This is a genomic window from Streptomyces sp. NPDC058051, assembly GCF_042885475.1.
In the GTDB taxonomy this organism is placed as follows: domain Bacteria; phylum Actinomycetota; class Actinomycetes; order Streptomycetales; family Streptomycetaceae; genus Streptomyces.
In genome coordinates this window covers 41,947-57,894 of sequence record NZ_JBHVRW010000034.1, presented here as the reverse complement: position 1 = coordinate 57,894, position 15,948 = coordinate 41,947, and the positions used below count along the sequence as shown (strand labels likewise).

Here is a 15,948-nt window from a genome sequence, read left to right as displayed (position 1 = left end):
CCACATGCAGGGTTTCAGCACGAACGTACGCGGTCTGGGCGATACGCACGTACGCGGTCTGGGCGAGTCGAGGGGACTCAAGGAGCTGGCACGGGAGCACGCCCTGCTGCCGCTGCGGATCTTCCTCGGCATCACCTTCGTCTACGCCGGGATCGACAAGCTGACGGACAGTGCCTTCTTCCGCGCGAGCGGTGCCGGGTCCATCGGCGAGACGATGCACGCGGTACGCGACTCGTCCGCGCTCCCGGCCCTCGTCGACCTCGCACTGAAGAACCCCGGCGGTTTCGGGTACGCCATCGCCCTCGGTGAACTCGCCGTCGGCATCGGCACCCTCATCGGGCTGTGGGGGCGCCTGGCCGCGCTGGGCGGGGCACTGATCTCGCTGAGCCTGTGGCTGACGATGAGCTGGCAGGCCACCCCGTACTACCTGGGCAACGACCTGGCCTACCTCATCGCCTGGCTGCCGCTGCTGCTCGGCGGGGCCGCGGCGTTCTCCGTCGACGCCCTTCTCGCGTCACGACGGCGACGGATCGCGTAGTTCACCCAGGCCGCGGTGGCGGCCAGCCAGAGGCCGCCGAAGAAGAGCGGGAAGAAGAAGACCCACGGGGCCTCCCAGGCCCCGGCGGCATCCGCCGCGTATCCCGCCGCCAGAGCGAGCATGACCACACCCGCCACCGCCCGCCCGGGACGCATCTCATGACGCAGCACGGGTGACCTCCACCTGTCCGATGCCGACTTCGAGAGTGAGCTCGACCGTGCCGGCCGGTTTGCTGCCCGGCGCCGGCGGAAGCGTCGTGCGCTCCCGCTGCGACGGACTGACGTCCACATCGCGCGCCGAGCCGGCCGGCGCCCCGCTCGGTGTGCTGACCGGCAGCGTGATGTCGCCCAGGCCCGCCCGCGCGTCCACCGTCACCGTGACGGCCTTCGGTACGACGACGACCACGCGGCCCGCCGCGACCTTCACCCCGGTACGGACGGTGTCGCCCCGGGGGACCGTGATCCCGGTGAGGTCCAGCCGTGCCACTCCGGAGCCCAGTGCGTAGTGCGGCCGGACCGCCGCCACCGAGGCCGGCCGCCAGCCCTCGCGCACCCATTGGGTGGTGATGTCCTTCGGCAGCGCGGACGCACCCGCCAGCAGGGCCGCCGTGATCACCGACAGCATGACCGTGCCGAAGCCGGTCCGGCCGACGAACGCGCTGACCAGCATCCCGAGCCCGAACACCGCGAGCGCGCCGGCCAGCCCGATCTGCAGACTCGTGCCGAACGGCTGGGAGTCCCAGCTCAGCCCCGTGCCCAGACCGCCCGCGATCAGCGCGAACAGGAACACGAGACCGCCGATCGAGACCGGGCCCCTGGTTCCGGCCTCCTGCCGGGGCGCGCGGAACGGGTCCTGGGGCGTCGCTCCCCGGGGCCGGGCCGCCGGGCCGCCGGGCATCGCGTCGGCCGGACCCCACAGATAGCCCGGGCCCACGGGCCCCGAGGTGCCGTCCTTGACGATCGGATCGCGCCACCACGACGGGGTGCCCGGCGTCGGCGGGGCCTTCACCTCGGGCGGCGCGTCAGTGGCGGCCTGCGCGGCGGACGGACGCAGCGGATCCTCGGGCGCCGCCGTCCTGCGGTTCTGCGTCCAGACGGCGAAGCCGACGACCGCGAGCGACAGCATCGCGGAGAACGCCAGCATGCCACCGTTGCCCAGCATGGAGAGGAACAGGCCGCAGCCGATCAGCGCGAGCAGCACCGCGATCAGCGGCGCCCCCTCGACACGGCCGGACAGCAGCCTGCGCGCCTCGTTCTCGTCCTCGCCGTCCAGCGGGATCAGAAGCCAGGCGAAGCCGTAGAAGATCAGCCCGATGCCGCCGGTGACGGACAGCACACCGAGCACGATCCGGAAGATCACCGGATCGACGTCGCAGTACCGGCCGAGCCCGCCGCACACACCGGCCACGACCTTGTGCTGCGGGCTGCGCCGCAGCTGCGGTCCCGGCCCGGGGGACGGCGCGACACCGGGGGAGGCGTCCTGGGGAACGGTCATGGCTCCATGGTGACGGGCCGCCCGCCCGTCCGGGACCGGCGCCGACCCTGGACGATCCCTGATATTGCCCCGGCGGCCCCCTGGGGGAGGCACGGCGGCACGCCCGCACGGCGCCGACGGCTCGTGGGGAGAGCGCGCCGGGCGCCGACAGCTTGCGGGGAGAGCGCGCCGCGTACGGATCCCGGCGGCTGGTGGGGCGGGCGGGGCGGGGCTCTGCCCGGGGTCAGGGTTCTGTCGGGGGCGGACCCTGATGCCGTGGCGCGTACGGACATGTGACGATCGGGTCATGCCAGCCGCCACGTCCCGAGCCGCCAGCTCCCTCAGCGCCGACCCGGAGGAGCCGCCGCTGCGCAAGCTGTACCGCAGTGCCGACGGACGGCTGCTCGGCGGCGTCGCTCGCGGACTCGCCGGACATATCGGGCTGCCGGTCGCCTGGGTGAGGTTCGTCTTCCTCGGGCTGTTCTTCGCGGACGGGCTCGGTGCGCTGCTCTACGCCGTGTTCTGGATCGTCGTCCCGCTCGGTGTCGGTGGTGTGGAGGCGCCGCGCTCGCTCTTCGAGACCGCACCGGACGGCAGACGCAGACTCCGCAAACCGGACAAGGGGCAGGTCTTCGCCCTTGTCGCACTGTTCGTCGGCGCGCTCATCTTCGTCGGCAACGTCGACATGGGCGGCGAGGCCGACCGCTACATCTGGCCCGTGCTGCTGATCGGAGCCGGTTCCGTACTGGTGTGGCGGCAGGCCGACAACGCCCGGCGTGCCCGCTGGATGGAGATCGGCAGCCGCCGCCGGGTCCTGCATCTCGCCCGGGGGCTCGCCGGGGTCGCCCTGGTCGGCCTGGGGCTGGCCGTCTTCCTGGTCGTCCGCGGCTCCGCGGCCCAGTTCGGCAACGTCCTGACCGCCGCGATCGCCGTGCTCACCGGCATCGCGCTGCTGGCCGGCCCCTACCTCGTCCGCATGACCCAGGACCTCTCCGAGGAACGCCTGATGCGGATCAGAGCCCAGGAGCGCGCCGAGGTCGCCGCCCACGTCCATGACTCGGTGCTGCACACCCTCACCCTGATCCAGCGCAACGCGGAGGACGTCGGCGAGGTCCGCAGACTGGCCCGCGCCCAGGAGCGCGAACTGCGCAACTGGCTGTACAACCCCGAGGGCACCGGCAAGGACGAGGACGACGAACCGGAGAGCCTCGCCGAGGCGGTCAAGCGCGCCGCCGCCGAGGTCGAGGACAAGCACGGCGTCCCGCTGGAGGTCGTCGTCGTCGGCGACTGCCCGCTGGACGAGAAGCTGGTCGCGCAGATGCAGGCCGCACGCGAGGCGATGGTCAACGCCGCCAAGTACGGTGGCGAGGGCGGCGCCGTGCAGGTCTACGCGGAGGTCGAGGGCCGCACGGTCTTCGTCTCGGTGCGTGACCGGGGTCCGGGATTCGATCCGGATTCCGTACCGGCGGACAGAATGGGCGTACGAGAATCAATCATCGGCCGGATGCAGCGCAACGGCGGTACGGCGCGGCTGCGTTCGGTGCCCGGCGGGGGCACGGAAGTCGAGCTGGAGATGGAGAGGGCGAACGATGACGGAGACCACTGAGCCGACCGGAGGCCCGGAGCGCCGGGTGCGGGTCGTGCTCGTCGACGACCACCGGATGTTCCGCACGGGCGTGCAGGCCGAGATCGGCCGCACCGAGGAGACGGGCGTCGAGGTGGTCGGCGAGGCCGCCGACGTCGACCAGGCGGTCACCGTCATCACGGCGACCCGCCCCGAGGTCGTCCTCCTCGACGTCCACCTGCCCGGCGGCGGCGGCGTCGAGGTGCTGCGCCGCTGCTCCCCGCTGATGGGTGCCGTGGAGAACCCGGTCCGGTTCCTGGCGCTGTCCGTCTCGGACGCCGCCGAGGACGTCATCGGCGTCATCCGGGGCGGCGCCCGCGGCTACGTCACGAAGACCATCACCGGGAGCGACCTGGTCGACTCGGTCTTCCGGGTCCAGGACGGCGACGCGGTGTTCTCGCCGCGGCTGGCCGGCTTCGTCCTCGACGCGTTCGCCTCCACGGACGCGCCGCCGGTCGACGAGGACCTGGACCGCCTGACGCAGCGCGAGCGCGAGGTGCTGCGGCTGATCGCCCGCGGCTACGCGTACAAGGAGATCGCCAAGCAGCTGTTCATCTCGGTGAAGACGGTCGAGTCGCATGTCTCGGCGGTGCTGCGGAAGCTGCAGCTCTCCAACCGGCACGAGCTGACCCGGTGGGCGACGGCGCGACGGCTGGTCTGAACCGGTCGGATCGATGGGTGTGTCCCGGCCGGCGAGCGGGGGCGAACGACGCACGTGCCGACGGTCGGGAGGGATCAGCCGAGCGAGATGTTCAGCTTCTCGTCGACCCGGCGGTAGCCGATGGCCGCGTAGATCCGTTCCACCGCCGCGTCGCCCGGCTCCAGCCACACCACCCGGCAGCCCCGCGCGAAGGCGGTCGCGGTCAGGTGGGCGCTGAGCGCGGCGCCGATGCCGCGGCGGCGGAAGGCGGAGGCGACGGCGAGTCCGGCCAGTTCGGTGAGGCCGTCGACCGGGACGGAGCAGCCGCCCGCGCCCGCCGGGACTCCGTCCACCGTGGCGAGGGCCGCGACCCCGCCGCCCTCGACCGCCGCGCGCAGCCAGGCCGCCTCGCCGCCCTCGGGTTCGCCGGTCCCGCCGTATCCGTGGTGCTGGACGAGCGCCGCGGCGTCGAACTCGGCGTCGGTGGCCGGTTCGGCGATCGCGAGGGAGTCCACCGGTTTCGGCGGCAGTAGGTCGCCCGGCGCGCAGGCCAGGATCGGGGCCCGGTTCTCGACGGTGAACCCGGCGGCGAGCAGCGCGGGTTCGACGGCGGGCGCCCAGCCGGGCAGGAACTCCAGCCGCGGCAGCCTCCCGTGCTCGCGGAACACCGCGATCAGGGCGTCGACGTCCTCGGCCGTCGGCTCCGCGTCCTGGTCGGGTATCGCGTAATTGGCGTACTTGATTGACCAGTTCGGGTTGTACCGGACGGTGAAGGGCCCGACCCGGAGATGGTCGGGGGAGCGCAGGGCGAGCGTACGGGCGTGGGTCTGGACATCAGCGTCCATGGGCATGTGCGGTGGTCCTCCGGTCGCTTGACGCGAGGGCGGGTCTGGTCCGATGCGGGCTCGTCCGACGCCGGGTCGGTCCGACGCCGGGCCCGTCCGGTGGCGGCTGGTCCGGTGACGGTCCGTCCGGTGGTGACGGGTCCGGTGGTGGCCGGTCCGGCGCCGGGTCGGTGCGCATCGGCGTCGGGAGCCTATGCCACCCGGGTCGCCCCGGCGAGGGGCATCTGGTCGATCGGCGCGATCCGGACCGGTGCTCCCGGGCGCGGGGCGTGGATCATCTGACCGTTGCCGATGTAGAGCCCGACGTGGCTGAGGCCGGAGTAGAAGAACACCAGGTCGCCCGGGGCGAGCTCGGAGCGTGACACGCGCCGGCCGGCATTGATCTGGGTGTACGTGGTCCGGGGCAGTGAGACACCGGCGGAGCGCCAGGCGGCCTGGGTGAGCCCGGAGCAGTCGAACGCGGACGGTCCGGTGGCACCCCAGACATAGGGCTTGCCGAGAGCCCCGTAGGCGAACGCGATGGCCGCGGCGGCGCGGCCACTCGGTGCCTGGACGGGGCCGCGTGCGATGCCGCGGTCCGCACGACCGGCGGCGCGCGCACTGTCCGCGTCGTCGTAGGCGGCGCGTTCGGCGGGGGACAGCGTGGCCAGGAGCCGCTGCGCGTCGGCCAGTTTGGTCCTGATCGTGGCCTTGTGCTTCTTCAGCTCGGCCTGGCGTGCGGCCAGTGCGGCCAGCTCTCCCTTGGCCTGCGAGCGCAGTTGGGCGATCCGGGCGACGTGCCGCTCCACCCCGTCGACCTCGGTGGCCCGGCGGTCGCCGATCCGGTCCAGGTAGGAGGCGCGCTCCAGATACTGGTCGGGGTCGGAGGAGAGCGCCAGCTGTACGGAAGGGTTGATGCTGCCGGTGCGGTACTGCGCGGCGGCGAGCGAGCCCAGGGCGTTGCGCGCGGCGTTGAGGCGCTCGGTCCGGCGGGCGGCCTCGTCGCGCAGGGCGTCGACGGCCTCGGCGGCGGCGGTCGCCTTCACCTTCGCGCCGTTGTACTGCTCGGTGGCGACTTCCGCGGCCTGGTACAGCCGGTCCACCTCGGCCCTGACCTGGGCCGGGGTGCGCTGGGGATCGGCGTGCGCGGAGCTTGGCAGAGCGGCAGCTGTGGCGGCCCCGGCGAAGGCGAGGGTGGCTGCGGTGCGGGCAGCAGAGCCGATGTACGGGCGCTGCTTGGGTTTCCGGTGCGCTGCCACGAGGGCGTGCGTCCTTCCTGGCGACTGCCCGTCGGGGACTACCGGCGGGCCCGCCGGAGGCCCGGGGCAGGCCGCCAACAGGGGGAGCGGCCCGCCGCCGGATCTCTCGGCGGGGTGACCGGGATGCCGTCCGGGTGCGGAGCGGCGGTGAAGCCGGTCACCTGGTCAGGACGCTAAGCCCGGGGCCAGGGGAAGAGTCGTAATGACGCCTATTGTCCGAAGTTGGCGCGGCCTTGTCGCAGATTGATCGGAAAAATTGCACCAGAGTCAGGCAATTGGTGCAGACGCGAGTGAAGTGCCAGGAAGTCGCACCCGCCCGTGGGATGGTGATATGGCCGGGGCTAGGCTGCGGACCCATGGACGTACTCATCAATGTCTTCGTCGCGCTGCACATCATCGGTATCGCCTGCCTGCTGGGCGGCTTCCTGACCCAGATGAAGGCGATGGGCGCGGGCACGGCCCGGTTCGTCCCGGCGATGCTGCACGGCGCGCTGACGATGCTGGTGACCGGTGTCGCGCTGGTCGGGCTGAACCAGGCCGACGATCATCAGGTGAACAACATCAAGATCGGCATCAAGCTGCTGTTCCTGGTCGTGATCCTCGCGCTCGTCTACATCAAGCGGGACGAGGAGAAGGTCGACAAGGGGGCCTTCGCGGCGGTGGGCGGGCTGACGCTCGTCAACATCTTCATCGCCACGCTCTGGACCTGAGCCCGGCCCGCGTCGTCCTTCCGGGCGCTCTGGATCCTGCCCGGACGTCGGCTCTTGACCGGGTCTTGAGTCCCTGCCCGGGCGTCGGCCCTCGACCGGGCCGTGGGCCCTTCCTGGACCTCGGCCCTTGCCCGGACTTCGGCCGTCGCCCGGACTTCGGCTCCCGCCCGGACTTCGGGCCCCGCCCGGACCTCGGGCCCGGACAGGGATCGCCCCGAGGTCCGTAGAAGGACAAGGGCAGAGGTGCTCCGCGTGCTACGCCGGGCGCACGCTGCCGTAGATCGGCATGTAGTAGATCGACTCCTCGCGCACATTCGCCCCCGGCTTCGGTGCGTGGATCATCATCCCGTCACCCTTGTAGATGCCGACGTGGCTGATGTCGTCGTAGAAGAAGACGAGGTCGCCCGGCTGGAGATCGGCCGTCGCGATCCGGGTACCTATCTCCACCTGGTCCCAGGTGGTGCGCGGGATGTCGACGCCGGCGGCCTTCCATGCCGCCTGGGTGAGCCCGGAGCAGTCGTACGAGGACGGGCCCGTCGCACCCCATACGTACGGCTTGCCGATCTGGGCCGCGGCGAAGGCGAGGGCCTTCTCCGCCTTGGTGGTGGCGCTGCTGTCCGCACCGGTTCCGGTGCCGCTGCCGGAGCCCGCCTCCTTCGCGGCCTCCGCCGCCTTGCGCTCCGCCTCGGCCTTGGCGGCGGCCTGCTGCTTGGCGAGCTCCGCCGCCTTGCGCTTGGCCTCCTCCTCCTTCTTGCGCTCCAGCGCCGCGAGCCGTGCCTTCTCCTCGGCGGTGAGCTTCGACAGCAGCGTGCGCGCCTCGCCCAGCTTCTGCTGGACGTTCTCCTTGCTGGTGCGCAGCGTGCTCTGCGCCGTGGTCAGCGTCTCCAGGCTCCGTACCGCCTCGGCGCGCTTCTTCGACGTCTCGACCTGCTCCGTACGGAAGTCCGAGACCGCCTTCTGCTGCTGATCGGTCATCCGGTTCATCAGCTGCTTCTGGTCGAAGTACGACTGCGGGTCGTCGGCCAGGAAGAAGGTGGCGGTCGGCGCGATGGAGCCGGTGCGGTACTGGGCGGCGGCGTAGGCGCCGAGCGTCCTGCGGGCCTCGTTGAGCTTGTCGGCGCGCTTCGCCACCTCCTCCAGCAGGCCGTCGACCTTGGCGCGCTGGGTGGCGGAGGCTTCCTTCGCCCGGTTGTACTGCTGGGTCGCGGTGCCCGCCTGCCGGTAGAGGTCGTCGACCTTCTTCTGGACGTCCTCGACGCTGGGCTTCGGAGCGGGGGCGGCTGTGGCGCTCTGCGTGGAGAGCAGGGTCACGGTCGCCAGTGCGGCCGTCGTGAGGCCGACAGCCGGTGTGGTGGTGCGCACGCGGGTGCGCGGTTTGCGATGCGACGCCAAGGCCGGCATCTCCTTCCGTGGCGCGCCTACCGGGTTAGCTGTCGGGTTCGGGCGGAACGGAAGGCTGCCCTACGGTCCGAGTGGGGGACATGGACCGATTCACCCCGGTGCTGCGTATGGGTCCCCGGTTCCGAACTCCTCTGAGGGCAGCCCGGATTCGGCGCGGGTGTCCGCTCGGCGTGGTTCGCCTCAGGGGGTACGGACCACCCGGTCGAGCACGCTAGCCAACCCGTGGGGCCGCTGTGAAGGTCGATGTTCGATATGCCCGATACATTTTCGTGACCTGGGTGCGGTGGGGCGGCCAGGGCGGACGGCAGCCCGGAATCCCTCACCCGGTGTGGAGATCCGCTCTCTTTGCGTGCCCGTCTGCGGGGTGCGGTTCGCCATGCGGCCCTCGCGTGTCGGTGCGGCGGCCTAGACTCGACAAGCGATGAGCAGCCTCTTTGACGACAGCTTCCTGGCCGGCCTCCAGCACACGGAGGAAGGGCCCCCGCCGCCCCCCGAGGACTCCGCACCCGAAGAGGTGCCGGAGGACCTCTTCGCGGGCGTGTTCGACGGGCCCCCACCGCCCAGGGACGCGTACTACCGCGACGGCGCGCACCGCCCAGTGATCGACGCCGCGGCGCTGCTCGACGGGCTGAACACCGAGCAGCGCGCCGCCGTGGTGCACGCGGGCTCCCCGCTGCTCATCGTCGCCGGGGCGGGCTCCGGCAAGACCCGGGTGCTGACCCACCGGATCGCCCACCTCCTCGCCGAGCGCGGAGTGCACCCCGGCCAGATCCTGGCGATCACCTTCACCAACAAGGCCGCGGGCGAGATGAAGGAGCGCGTCGAACAGCTCGTCGGACCGCGGGCCAACGCCATGTGGGTCATGACCTTCCACAGCGCGTGCGTACGCATCCTGCGCCGTGAGTCGAAGAAGCTCGGCTTCACCTCGTCGTTCTCCATCTACGACGCCGCCGACTCCAAGCGGCTGATGGCCCTGGTCTGCCGCGATCTCGACCTCGACCCCAAGCGCTTCCCGCCGAAGTCCTTCACGGCCAAGGTCTCCAACCTGAAGAACGAGCTGATCGACGAGGAGACCTTCGCCGGCCAGGCTGCCGACGGTTTCGAGAAGACCCTCGCCCAGGCCTACGCGATGTACCAGTCCCGGCTGCGCGAGGCCAACGCACTCGACTTCGACGACATCATCATGACGACGGTCCACCTGCTCCAGGCGTTCCCCGACGTCGCCGAGCACTACCGCCGCCGCTTCCGGCACGTCCTGGTCGACGAGTACCAGGACACCAACCACGCCCAGTACACCCTCGTACGCGAACTGGTCGGCCCGGCCGGCGAGGGCGACGCCCCCGCCGAGCTGTGCGTCGTCGGTGACGCGGACCAGTCGATCTACGCCTTCCGAGGCGCGACCATCCGCAACATCCTCCAGTTCGAGGAGGACTACCCGAACGCGACCACGATCCTCCTGGAGCAGAACTACCGCTCCACGCAGACGATCCTGTCCGCCGCCAACGCGGTCATCGAGCGCAACGAGAGCCGCCGCCCCAAGAACCTCTGGACGAACGCCGGCACGGGCGCCCGGATCACCGGCTACGTCGCCGACACCGAGCACGACGAGGCACAGTTCGTCGCCGACGAGATCGACCGGCTGACCGACGCCGGTGACGCCAAGGCGGGCGACGTCGCGATCTTCTACCGGACGAACGCGCAGTCCCGTGTCTTCGAAGAGATCTTCATCCGCGTCGGCCTGCCCTACAAGGTCGTCGGCGGCGTGCGCTTCTACGAGCGCAAGGAGGTCCGGGACGTCCTGGCCTACCTCCGGGTCCTCGCCAACCCCGAGGACAGCGTCCCGCTGCGCCGCATCCTCAATGTGCCCAAGCGCGGCATCGGCGACCGCGCCGAGGCGATGATCGACGCGCTGTCCCTGCGCGAGAAGATCACCTTCCCGCAGGCGCTGCGCCGGGTCGACGAGGCGTACGGCATGGCGGCCCGGTCGGCCAACGCCGTCAAACGGTTCAACACGCTGATGGAGGAGCTGGGCACGATCGTCGAGTCCGGTGCGGGCCCGGCCGTGGTCCTGGAGGCCGTAATGGAGCGCACGGGCTACCTCGCCGAACTCCAGGCGTCCACCGACCCGCAGGACGAGACCCGCATCGAGAACCTTCAGGAACTCGCGGCCGTCGCCCTCGAATTCGAGCAGGAGCGGGGTGAGGCCGGCGAGGAGGGGGCGGGCACGCTCGCCGAGTTCCTGGAGAAGGTCGCCCTCGTCGCCGACTCCGACCAGATCCCCGACGAGGACGAGGACGGCTCCGGCGTCATCACGCTGATGACGCTGCACACCGCGAAGGGGCTCGAATTCCCGGTGGTCTTCCTGACCGGCATGGAGGACGGCGTCTTCCCACACATGCGGGCGCTCGGCCAGGTCAAGGAGCTGGAGGAGGAGCGGCGGCTCGCGTACGTGGGCATCACCCGGGCCCGCGAGCGCCTCTACCTGACCCGTGCGGCGATGCGCAGCGCGTGGGGCCAGCCTTCGTACAACCCGCCCTCGCGGTTCCTGGAGGAGATCCCGGACCAGCACCTGGAGTGGAAGCGGACCGGGCCGATGGCGGCCCCGGCCGGACCGACGTCGGGGATCACCTCGTCGCTGTCCTCGTCGCGTGCGCGCTCCGGCCCCTCGGGCTTCGCGACCCGGCGGACCTCGGACAAGCCGACGATCACGCTGGCCGTCGGAGACCGCGTCACACACGACCAGTTCGGGCTCGGCACGGTGACGGCGGTCGAGGGCGTCGGCGACCAGGCGAAGGCGACAGTCGACTTCGGGGACGAGCGTCCGAAGAAGCTGCTGCTGCGGTACGCGCCGGTCGAGAAGCTGTAGGTGACGCGGGTGGGACGGGCGACAAGGCGGTAGGCCTGTCGCCCGACGGTGGCGAGTAGGCGTCGGCCGGTAGCCGGTAGCCGGTAGCCGGTAGCCGGTAGCCGGTAGCCGGTAGGCGTTCGGTGGACTGGTCCAGACCGGGCGGCCGAGGACTGGGCAGCCGATCGGCCGGGGTGGCTCAGGTCGGGTCGACGCCGTGGCTGCGGAGCCAGGGAAGCGGATCTATTGCCGCGCCGCCACCGGGCCGTACCTCGAAGTGCATGTGCGGGCCGGTCGAGTTGCCGGAGTTGCCGGAGTACGCGATGACGTCGCCGGCCTTGACCGGACCCGAGCGGATCTTGGTGCTGCTGAGGTGGCAGTACCAGGTCTCGGTCCCGTCGGCCATGGTGACGATGGCCATGTTCCCGTAGGCGCTGTTCCACTGGGTGCGTACGGTGCCGTCGGTCGCGGCCATCACGGGTGTTCCGTACGAGACGGGGAAGTCGATGCCCGTGTGCACGGACATCCAGTTGACACCCGCCTGGCCGAAGTACGCGCTGAGGCCGTGCTGCGCGACCGGCACGACGAATTTGGGGCGCAGCGCCTCCTTGCGGGCGGCCTCTTCCTCCCGCTTCTTCTTCTCCGCTGCCTGCCGCTCCCTCAGGTCGATGCGCTCCTGGGTACGGCTGGCGCGGTCGGCGAAGTTCTCCGCGTCGGCGCTGAGGTTGGCGAGCTGGGTGTCCAGCTTGTTGTTGGCGGCGACCGGTTTGACGGAACCGGGATCGGCGGCGGCCACCGTGGTGCTGTCGTCCTTCGTGTCCTCGCCGCCCAGTCCGCTGACGGAGGCCGCGGCGATTCCGGCCACGCTCATCACACAGGCGGAAGGAACGGCGACGGTGAGGAGCGCGGAACGCTTCGCGGGCGAACGCCGCCGACTACGGCCGCCGCCGCTGCGGGTGGCGGGCCGGCTGACCGAACGCCGGGCACCGGGCACGGTGTCGGCCGTTCGGTCGTCGGACAGGTCGGCTGCGGCCTCGTGCCCGTCGCTGTGCCTGTCGCCGCCGTGACCGTCATCACCATGTCCGTCATCGCCGTGACCGTCATCGATGTGATCGATGTGATCGATGTGATCGATGTGTCCGGCGGCGCCGAAGTCCTGGGCGGTCTCCGAATCCGGCTCCGGCAGGCTGAACTCGGAGGTGGGCTGGGGCTCGTACGGATCGTAGGAGGCCTGATCGCCATAGGGCGCGTACGGCTGGTGCGCCTCGTGCGCCCCGTACACCTCTTGTGCCTCGAACGCCTCATCTGCCGCCGGTGCCTCGTGCAACGTCTGTGCGGCGTAAGCGGTTTGTGCGGCCTGCTGCTCGTGTTCGGGCGTGGCGCCGGTGTTCCAGGCGGTGGCGTCGTACGCACCGCTGTCGTACGTGGTCGTACCGGTCGGCGCCCACTGGCCGGTCTGGTACCAGCCGTTGGTGTCCCACTGGCCCGTGGCGTCCGTGCCACCCTGTGCCGGAATGTCGGCGAAGGTGCCGGTGGCGTCCGTGGTCGTTGCCGTGCCGTAGTCGGCGCTGGGGGTCCAGGTGGCCGTGGTGTCGTAGGTCGGGCCCGTGGCGTACTGCTGCTGGGGCTCCGCCGGGTACGCGGCGTAGGCGTCGTACGAGGTGGTGGTGTGTGCGCCCGTGTCCCACTGCGTGGCGTCGTACTGACCGCTGTACCCGGACTGGCCGGTGTCGTAGCCGCTGGCGTACGTGCCGTCGTAGCTGCCGGGGAGCGAGCCGAAGAGCGGGTCGCTGTCGAAGCTTCCGGTGGCTTGGCTGTCGTATCCGGCGTACCCGGCGTGGGGGTGCTGGTCGTTCACCAACTTCTCTCTCGCCTCGGCAGCAGGACCTGTGGTCTGGGATCGGGTGGTGAATCCCAGGGGGAAGCAGTGGCGCGACTGTACCCGGCGGTACGTGACGTCGACAATCTTCGGCAGGCTCGGACGGCTCAGGAAACGGGCAATCGGCCGTCTTTCGGCGGCCCGTCCACACAGCCTTGGCTCTATGTTCGAAATGCGTTCTATTCATACGGCGTCGGAACGGACGGCGGGGTTGAGCCCGAGGCCCCGCGCTCGGCGTTGTGCGTGTGTGCCGTCGCAGGGGCCGCACCGGCAGAGGGGAGAGCGCGTGTCACCGGAGCAGCAGTCCCATGACCTCGGTGCCTACGAGGCCCGGGTGCGCAACGGCTCGTGCTTTGTGTGTGCGTTCGTGGCGGGTGCCCCGGGCGCGGCGCATGTCACGGTGTACGAGGACGATCAGCACGTCGCCTTCCTCGACCGGTATCCGACAGTGCCGGGGAAGGTGCTCGTGGCCCCGAAGGCGCACATCGAGCACGCTGTTCGCGATCTGGACGAGCTTGCCTTCCTGCGGCTGATGTCGGTGGTCCGGAAGGTGGCACTGGCGATGGAGACGGTGGTGAAGCCCGAGCGCACGTATCTGCTGTCCCTCGGGAGTCAGCAGGGGAACGCACATCTTCATTGGCATATCGCCGGTCTCCCTGCGGGAACCCCGTACCGGCACCAGCAGTTCCACGCCTTGATGGCGGAGAACGGTGTGCTGTCCTTCACGGACGAGGAGGCTGTTGCCCTGGGGGAACGCTTGCGCACGGCGCTTTCTCAGGACTGACGGCTGACGTCTGATGGCCAACTGGTTCCCGTGGTTCCCGTGGTTCCTGAGTTTTCCGCTGTGCCTGAGGCTTTCGCCTCTTCGGCCATCGATGTGGGGGAGTCCAGCGCCTGCCGGACTGCGGCGGCGACGACCGGGTGCACCGGGAGTGCGAGATGGCCGATGCCGCTGACGCGTACGTTCAGCGCGTCGAGATCCGGATGGTCGATGCAGGCCGCCTCGGCCGGGACGATCACCCGGTCCAGGTCGCTCCAGAAGCTCACGAACCGGGTGCGGCAGCCGGGCGCCGGCCTGCGTAGTTCCTCGATCGGCGCGGAGCCCCTGCGCATCTGGCGCACGATGGGGTGCGCGTTCGCCGGAGGGGCGACGGCCGTGCCCCCGTGCGGTGTGCCGAGGGTGACCAGTGTGCGGACCTGCTGGTCACCACCCAGCCGCTGTACGTAGTAACGGGCGATCAGGCCGCCGAGACTGTGTCCGACGATGTCGACCTCATGGTGGCCGGTGCGCGCGCAGATCTCCTCGACGTGTCGCCCGAGCAGTTCCGCCGCCGTGCGGATGTCGCAGGTCAGCGGCGAGTAGTTGAGCGACTCAAGATGGTGCCGGCCGTGTCGGGCGAGGGAGCGGCGGAGGAGGACGAAGACCGAACGGTTGTCGATGAAGCCGTGCAGGAACACGACGGGCAGCCGCTCATCGCCCTCATCGGCGGAGGCGGACGTGCCGGCCGGGCTGGTGGAGGTGGGCGACGCGGTGCGGCGAACGGTGCGGGAAGCGGTGGTCGATGCGGCCGGGCGAGGGGTGGGCCGTCGTTCCCCGGTGATCCCGGTGATCCCGGTGATCCCGGTGATCCCTGTGGGGTAGAGGAGCACATGCCCGGCCAGTACCACCAGTTCGAGCGCGGTGGCTTTGAGTAGCGCGGATGACAGGCGCGTGCGGCACAGGCACGGCCCGCGTCGCAAGGGGCGAAGGAAACGCACGGCGTTCATGGCCGACCTCCTGCTTCGGCAGGCGGGGAGGCGGCTCCGGTCCCGGTATGCCCTCATGGGGCGCCGTTGCGGAGGTACGAGCGACTCGCCCGGCCGTCCGGCCGGGGTGCGACACCGATCGCAGGCCGTGCTCACGGGTGGTGACCGGCGGAGACCGGCCGACGCGCCCGATGTCGCAGGGGCCCGGCAGCCCGTACCACCGTGCCGCGCGGCTGGCGGCACGGTGGTACGGCGACCTTTGTCGCGGCTCCCCTGGCGGCCGGTCCCGCGCGGCAGGAGTGCTGCGTCAACGTGGGATCGGCGCTCGGTGAACATGTCCCACGTGTGATTTCCCCCTCCCCGTCCACCGCGAAACGGCGGGGTGCGGGATGCTGTCGATAACGTTCGTTCACATCCCCGGCCCTTCAGGCACGGGAGACGCATGTGGAGGCAGTGATGGGTGTGACCGGTCCGATCCGTGTGGTGGTGGCCAAGCCGGGCCTGGACGGCCATGATCGCGGGGCCAAGGTGATCGCACGGGCGCTCCGCGACGCCGGTATGGAGGTCATCTACACCGGCCTCCACCAGACGCCCGAGCAGATCGTGGACACCGCGATCCAGGAGGACGCCGACGCGATCGGCCTCTCGATCCTCTCCGGTGCGCACAACACGCTCTTCGCCAAGGTGATCGAGCTGCTGAAGGAGCGCGATGCGGAGGACATCAAGGTCTTCGGCGGCGGGATCATCCCGGAGGCGGACATCGCACCGCTGAAGGACCAGGGCGTCGCGGAGATCTTCACTCCGGGTGCGACAACGGCGTCGATCGTCGCCTGGGTCAACGCGAACGTCCGCCACCCCGCGGAAGCCTGACCCCTTCCTTCCCTCTCCCTCCCTCCCTCTCCCGCTTACCTTCCCTCGCATCGCGGGAGGCGGACGGCCTCGCCTGCCCGCAGGGCGGCGGTGCGCCGACGCGTCGGGTGTCGGGGCATGGGGCGTCGCAGCGCGGCGG

General features: G+C 70.9%; 13 protein-coding genes and 1 riboswitch. Of the genes, 7 read left to right on the top strand and 6 right to left on the bottom strand.

Annotated features, from left to right (window positions below):
- Nucleotides 1-4: 4 nt before the first annotated feature.
- Complete coding sequence (locus ACFVUT_RS34175; RefSeq protein WP_389659191.1) at nt 5-538, top strand: DoxX family protein; 534 nt, start codon at nt 5-7, stop codon at nt 536-538.
- A gap of 156 nt (nt 539-694) precedes the next feature.
- On the opposite strand, the gene ACFVUT_RS34170 is transcribed toward ACFVUT_RS34175, so the two are convergent.
- Entirely contained in the window at nt 695-2,032 is a 1,338-nt protein-coding gene (locus ACFVUT_RS34170; protein ID WP_389659188.1) for a PspC domain-containing protein, read from the bottom strand.
- Nucleotides 2,033-2,318: 286 nt separating this feature from the next.
- Between ACFVUT_RS34170 and ACFVUT_RS34165 the strand changes: the two genes are divergently transcribed.
- Together ACFVUT_RS34165 and ACFVUT_RS34160 are read left to right on the top strand one after the other, a co-directional pair.
- Nucleotides 2,319-3,617, top strand: a complete 1,299-nt coding sequence (locus ACFVUT_RS34165) for a PspC domain-containing protein (protein WP_389659185.1) — start codon at nt 2,319-2,321, stop codon at nt 3,615-3,617.
- The gene (locus ACFVUT_RS34160) at nt 3,601-4,296 is read left to right on the top strand and encodes a LuxR C-terminal-related transcriptional regulator (protein ID WP_389659181.1); all 696 of its coding nucleotides are present in this window, start codon (nt 3,601-3,603) and stop codon (nt 4,294-4,296) included. The genes ACFVUT_RS34165 and ACFVUT_RS34160 overlap by 17 nt, the downstream gene beginning before the upstream one ends.
- Nucleotides 4,297-4,370: 74 nt before the next feature.
- Here the strand turns inward: ACFVUT_RS34160 and ACFVUT_RS34155 are convergent, their stop codons facing one another.
- Together ACFVUT_RS34155 and ACFVUT_RS34150 are read right to left on the bottom strand one after the other, a co-directional pair.
- On the bottom strand, nt 4,371-5,126 hold the full coding sequence (locus ACFVUT_RS34155; protein WP_389659178.1) for a GNAT family N-acetyltransferase: 756 nt from the start codon (nt 5,124-5,126) through the stop codon (nt 4,371-4,373).
- A gap of 185 nt (nt 5,127-5,311) precedes the next feature.
- On the bottom strand, nt 5,312-6,358 hold the full coding sequence (locus ACFVUT_RS34150; RefSeq protein WP_389659174.1) for an NlpC/P60 family protein: 1,047 nt from the start codon (nt 6,356-6,358) through the stop codon (nt 5,312-5,314).
- A 356-nt stretch (nt 6,359-6,714) separates the two neighbouring features.
- Between ACFVUT_RS34150 and ACFVUT_RS34145 the strand changes: the two genes are divergently transcribed.
- A complete protein-coding gene (locus tag ACFVUT_RS34145; protein ID WP_389659171.1) occupies nt 6,715-7,068 on the top strand; it encodes a hypothetical protein in 354 nt (117 codons plus the stop codon).
- A 255-nt stretch (nt 7,069-7,323) separates the two neighbouring features.
- On the opposite strand, the gene ACFVUT_RS34140 is transcribed toward ACFVUT_RS34145, so the two are convergent.
- A complete protein-coding gene (locus ACFVUT_RS34140; protein ID WP_389659168.1) occupies nt 7,324-8,469 on the bottom strand; it encodes an NlpC/P60 family protein in 1,146 nt (381 codons plus the stop codon).
- Nucleotides 8,468-8,633, bottom strand: a riboswitch (cyclic di-AMP (ydaO/yuaA leader). Its footprint overlaps the gene before it by 2 nt.
- A 257-nt stretch (nt 8,634-8,890) precedes the next feature.
- Between ACFVUT_RS34140 and pcrA the strand changes: the two genes are divergently transcribed.
- Nucleotides 8,891-11,335 (top strand): DNA helicase PcrA, encoded by a 2,445-nt coding sequence (gene pcrA / locus ACFVUT_RS34135; RefSeq protein WP_389659165.1) that lies wholly within the window; start codon nt 8,891-8,893, stop codon nt 11,333-11,335.
- Nucleotides 11,336-11,513: 178 nt separating this feature from the next.
- Here the strand turns inward: pcrA and ACFVUT_RS34130 are convergent, their stop codons facing one another.
- Nucleotides 11,514-13,172, bottom strand: coding sequence for a M23 family metallopeptidase (locus tag ACFVUT_RS34130; protein WP_389659163.1), 1,659 nt, complete (start codon nt 13,170-13,172; stop codon nt 11,514-11,516).
- A 307-nt stretch (nt 13,173-13,479) separates the two neighbouring features.
- On the opposite strand from ACFVUT_RS34130, the gene ACFVUT_RS34125 reads away from it, so the two are divergent.
- Entirely contained in the window at nt 13,480-13,977 is a 498-nt protein-coding gene (locus ACFVUT_RS34125; RefSeq protein WP_389659160.1) for an HIT family protein, read from the top strand.
- Here the strand turns inward: ACFVUT_RS34125 and ACFVUT_RS34120 are convergent.
- On the bottom strand, nt 13,968-14,960 hold the full coding sequence (locus tag ACFVUT_RS34120; RefSeq protein WP_389659157.1) for an esterase/lipase family protein: 993 nt from the start codon (nt 14,958-14,960) through the stop codon (nt 13,968-13,970). The two genes, ACFVUT_RS34125 and ACFVUT_RS34120, sit on opposite strands and share 10 nt — an antisense overlap.
- Nucleotides 14,961-15,395: 435 nt before the next feature.
- Here ACFVUT_RS34120 and ACFVUT_RS34115 point away from each other — a divergent pair, with 435 nt between their 5' ends.
- Nucleotides 15,396-15,809 carry a cobalamin B12-binding domain-containing protein gene (locus tag ACFVUT_RS34115; RefSeq protein ID WP_389659154.1) on the top strand — a complete coding sequence of 138 codons (414 nt, stop codon included), beginning with the start codon at nt 15,396-15,398 and terminating at the stop codon, nt 15,807-15,809.
- Nucleotides 15,810-15,948: the final 139 nt, after the last annotated feature.

What these genes read in the sequence shown, in the direction of transcription:
- ACFVUT_RS34170 (WP_389659188.1), bottom strand. Translation starts at nt 2,032, where the DNA reads ATGACCGTTCCCCAGGACGCCTCCCCCGGTGTCGCGCCGTCCCCCGGG.
- ACFVUT_RS34145 (WP_389659171.1), top strand. Translation starts at nt 6,715, where the DNA reads ATGGACGTACTCATCAATGTCTTCGTCGCGCTGCACATCATCGGTATC.
- ACFVUT_RS34155 (WP_389659178.1), bottom strand. Translation starts at nt 5,126, where the DNA reads ATGCCCATGGACGCTGATGTCCAGACCCACGCCCGTACGCTCGCCCTG.
- ACFVUT_RS34140 (WP_389659168.1), bottom strand. Translation starts at nt 8,469, where the DNA reads ATGCCGGCCTTGGCGTCGCATCGCAAACCGCGCACCCGCGTGCGCACC.
- pcrA (WP_389659165.1), top strand. Translation starts at nt 8,891, where the DNA reads ATGAGCAGCCTCTTTGACGACAGCTTCCTGGCCGGCCTCCAGCACACG.
- ACFVUT_RS34175 (WP_389659191.1), top strand. Translation starts at nt 5, where the DNA reads ATGCAGGGTTTCAGCACGAACGTACGCGGTCTGGGCGATACGCACGTA.
- ACFVUT_RS34165 (WP_389659185.1), top strand. Translation starts at nt 2,319, where the DNA reads ATGCCAGCCGCCACGTCCCGAGCCGCCAGCTCCCTCAGCGCCGACCCG.
- ACFVUT_RS34120 (WP_389659157.1), bottom strand. Translation starts at nt 14,960, where the DNA reads ATGAACGCCGTGCGTTTCCTTCGCCCCTTGCGACGCGGGCCGTGCCTG.
- ACFVUT_RS34160 (WP_389659181.1), top strand. Translation starts at nt 3,601, where the DNA reads ATGACGGAGACCACTGAGCCGACCGGAGGCCCGGAGCGCCGGGTGCGG.
- ACFVUT_RS34115 (WP_389659154.1), top strand. Translation starts at nt 15,396, where the DNA reads ATGGGTGTGACCGGTCCGATCCGTGTGGTGGTGGCCAAGCCGGGCCTG.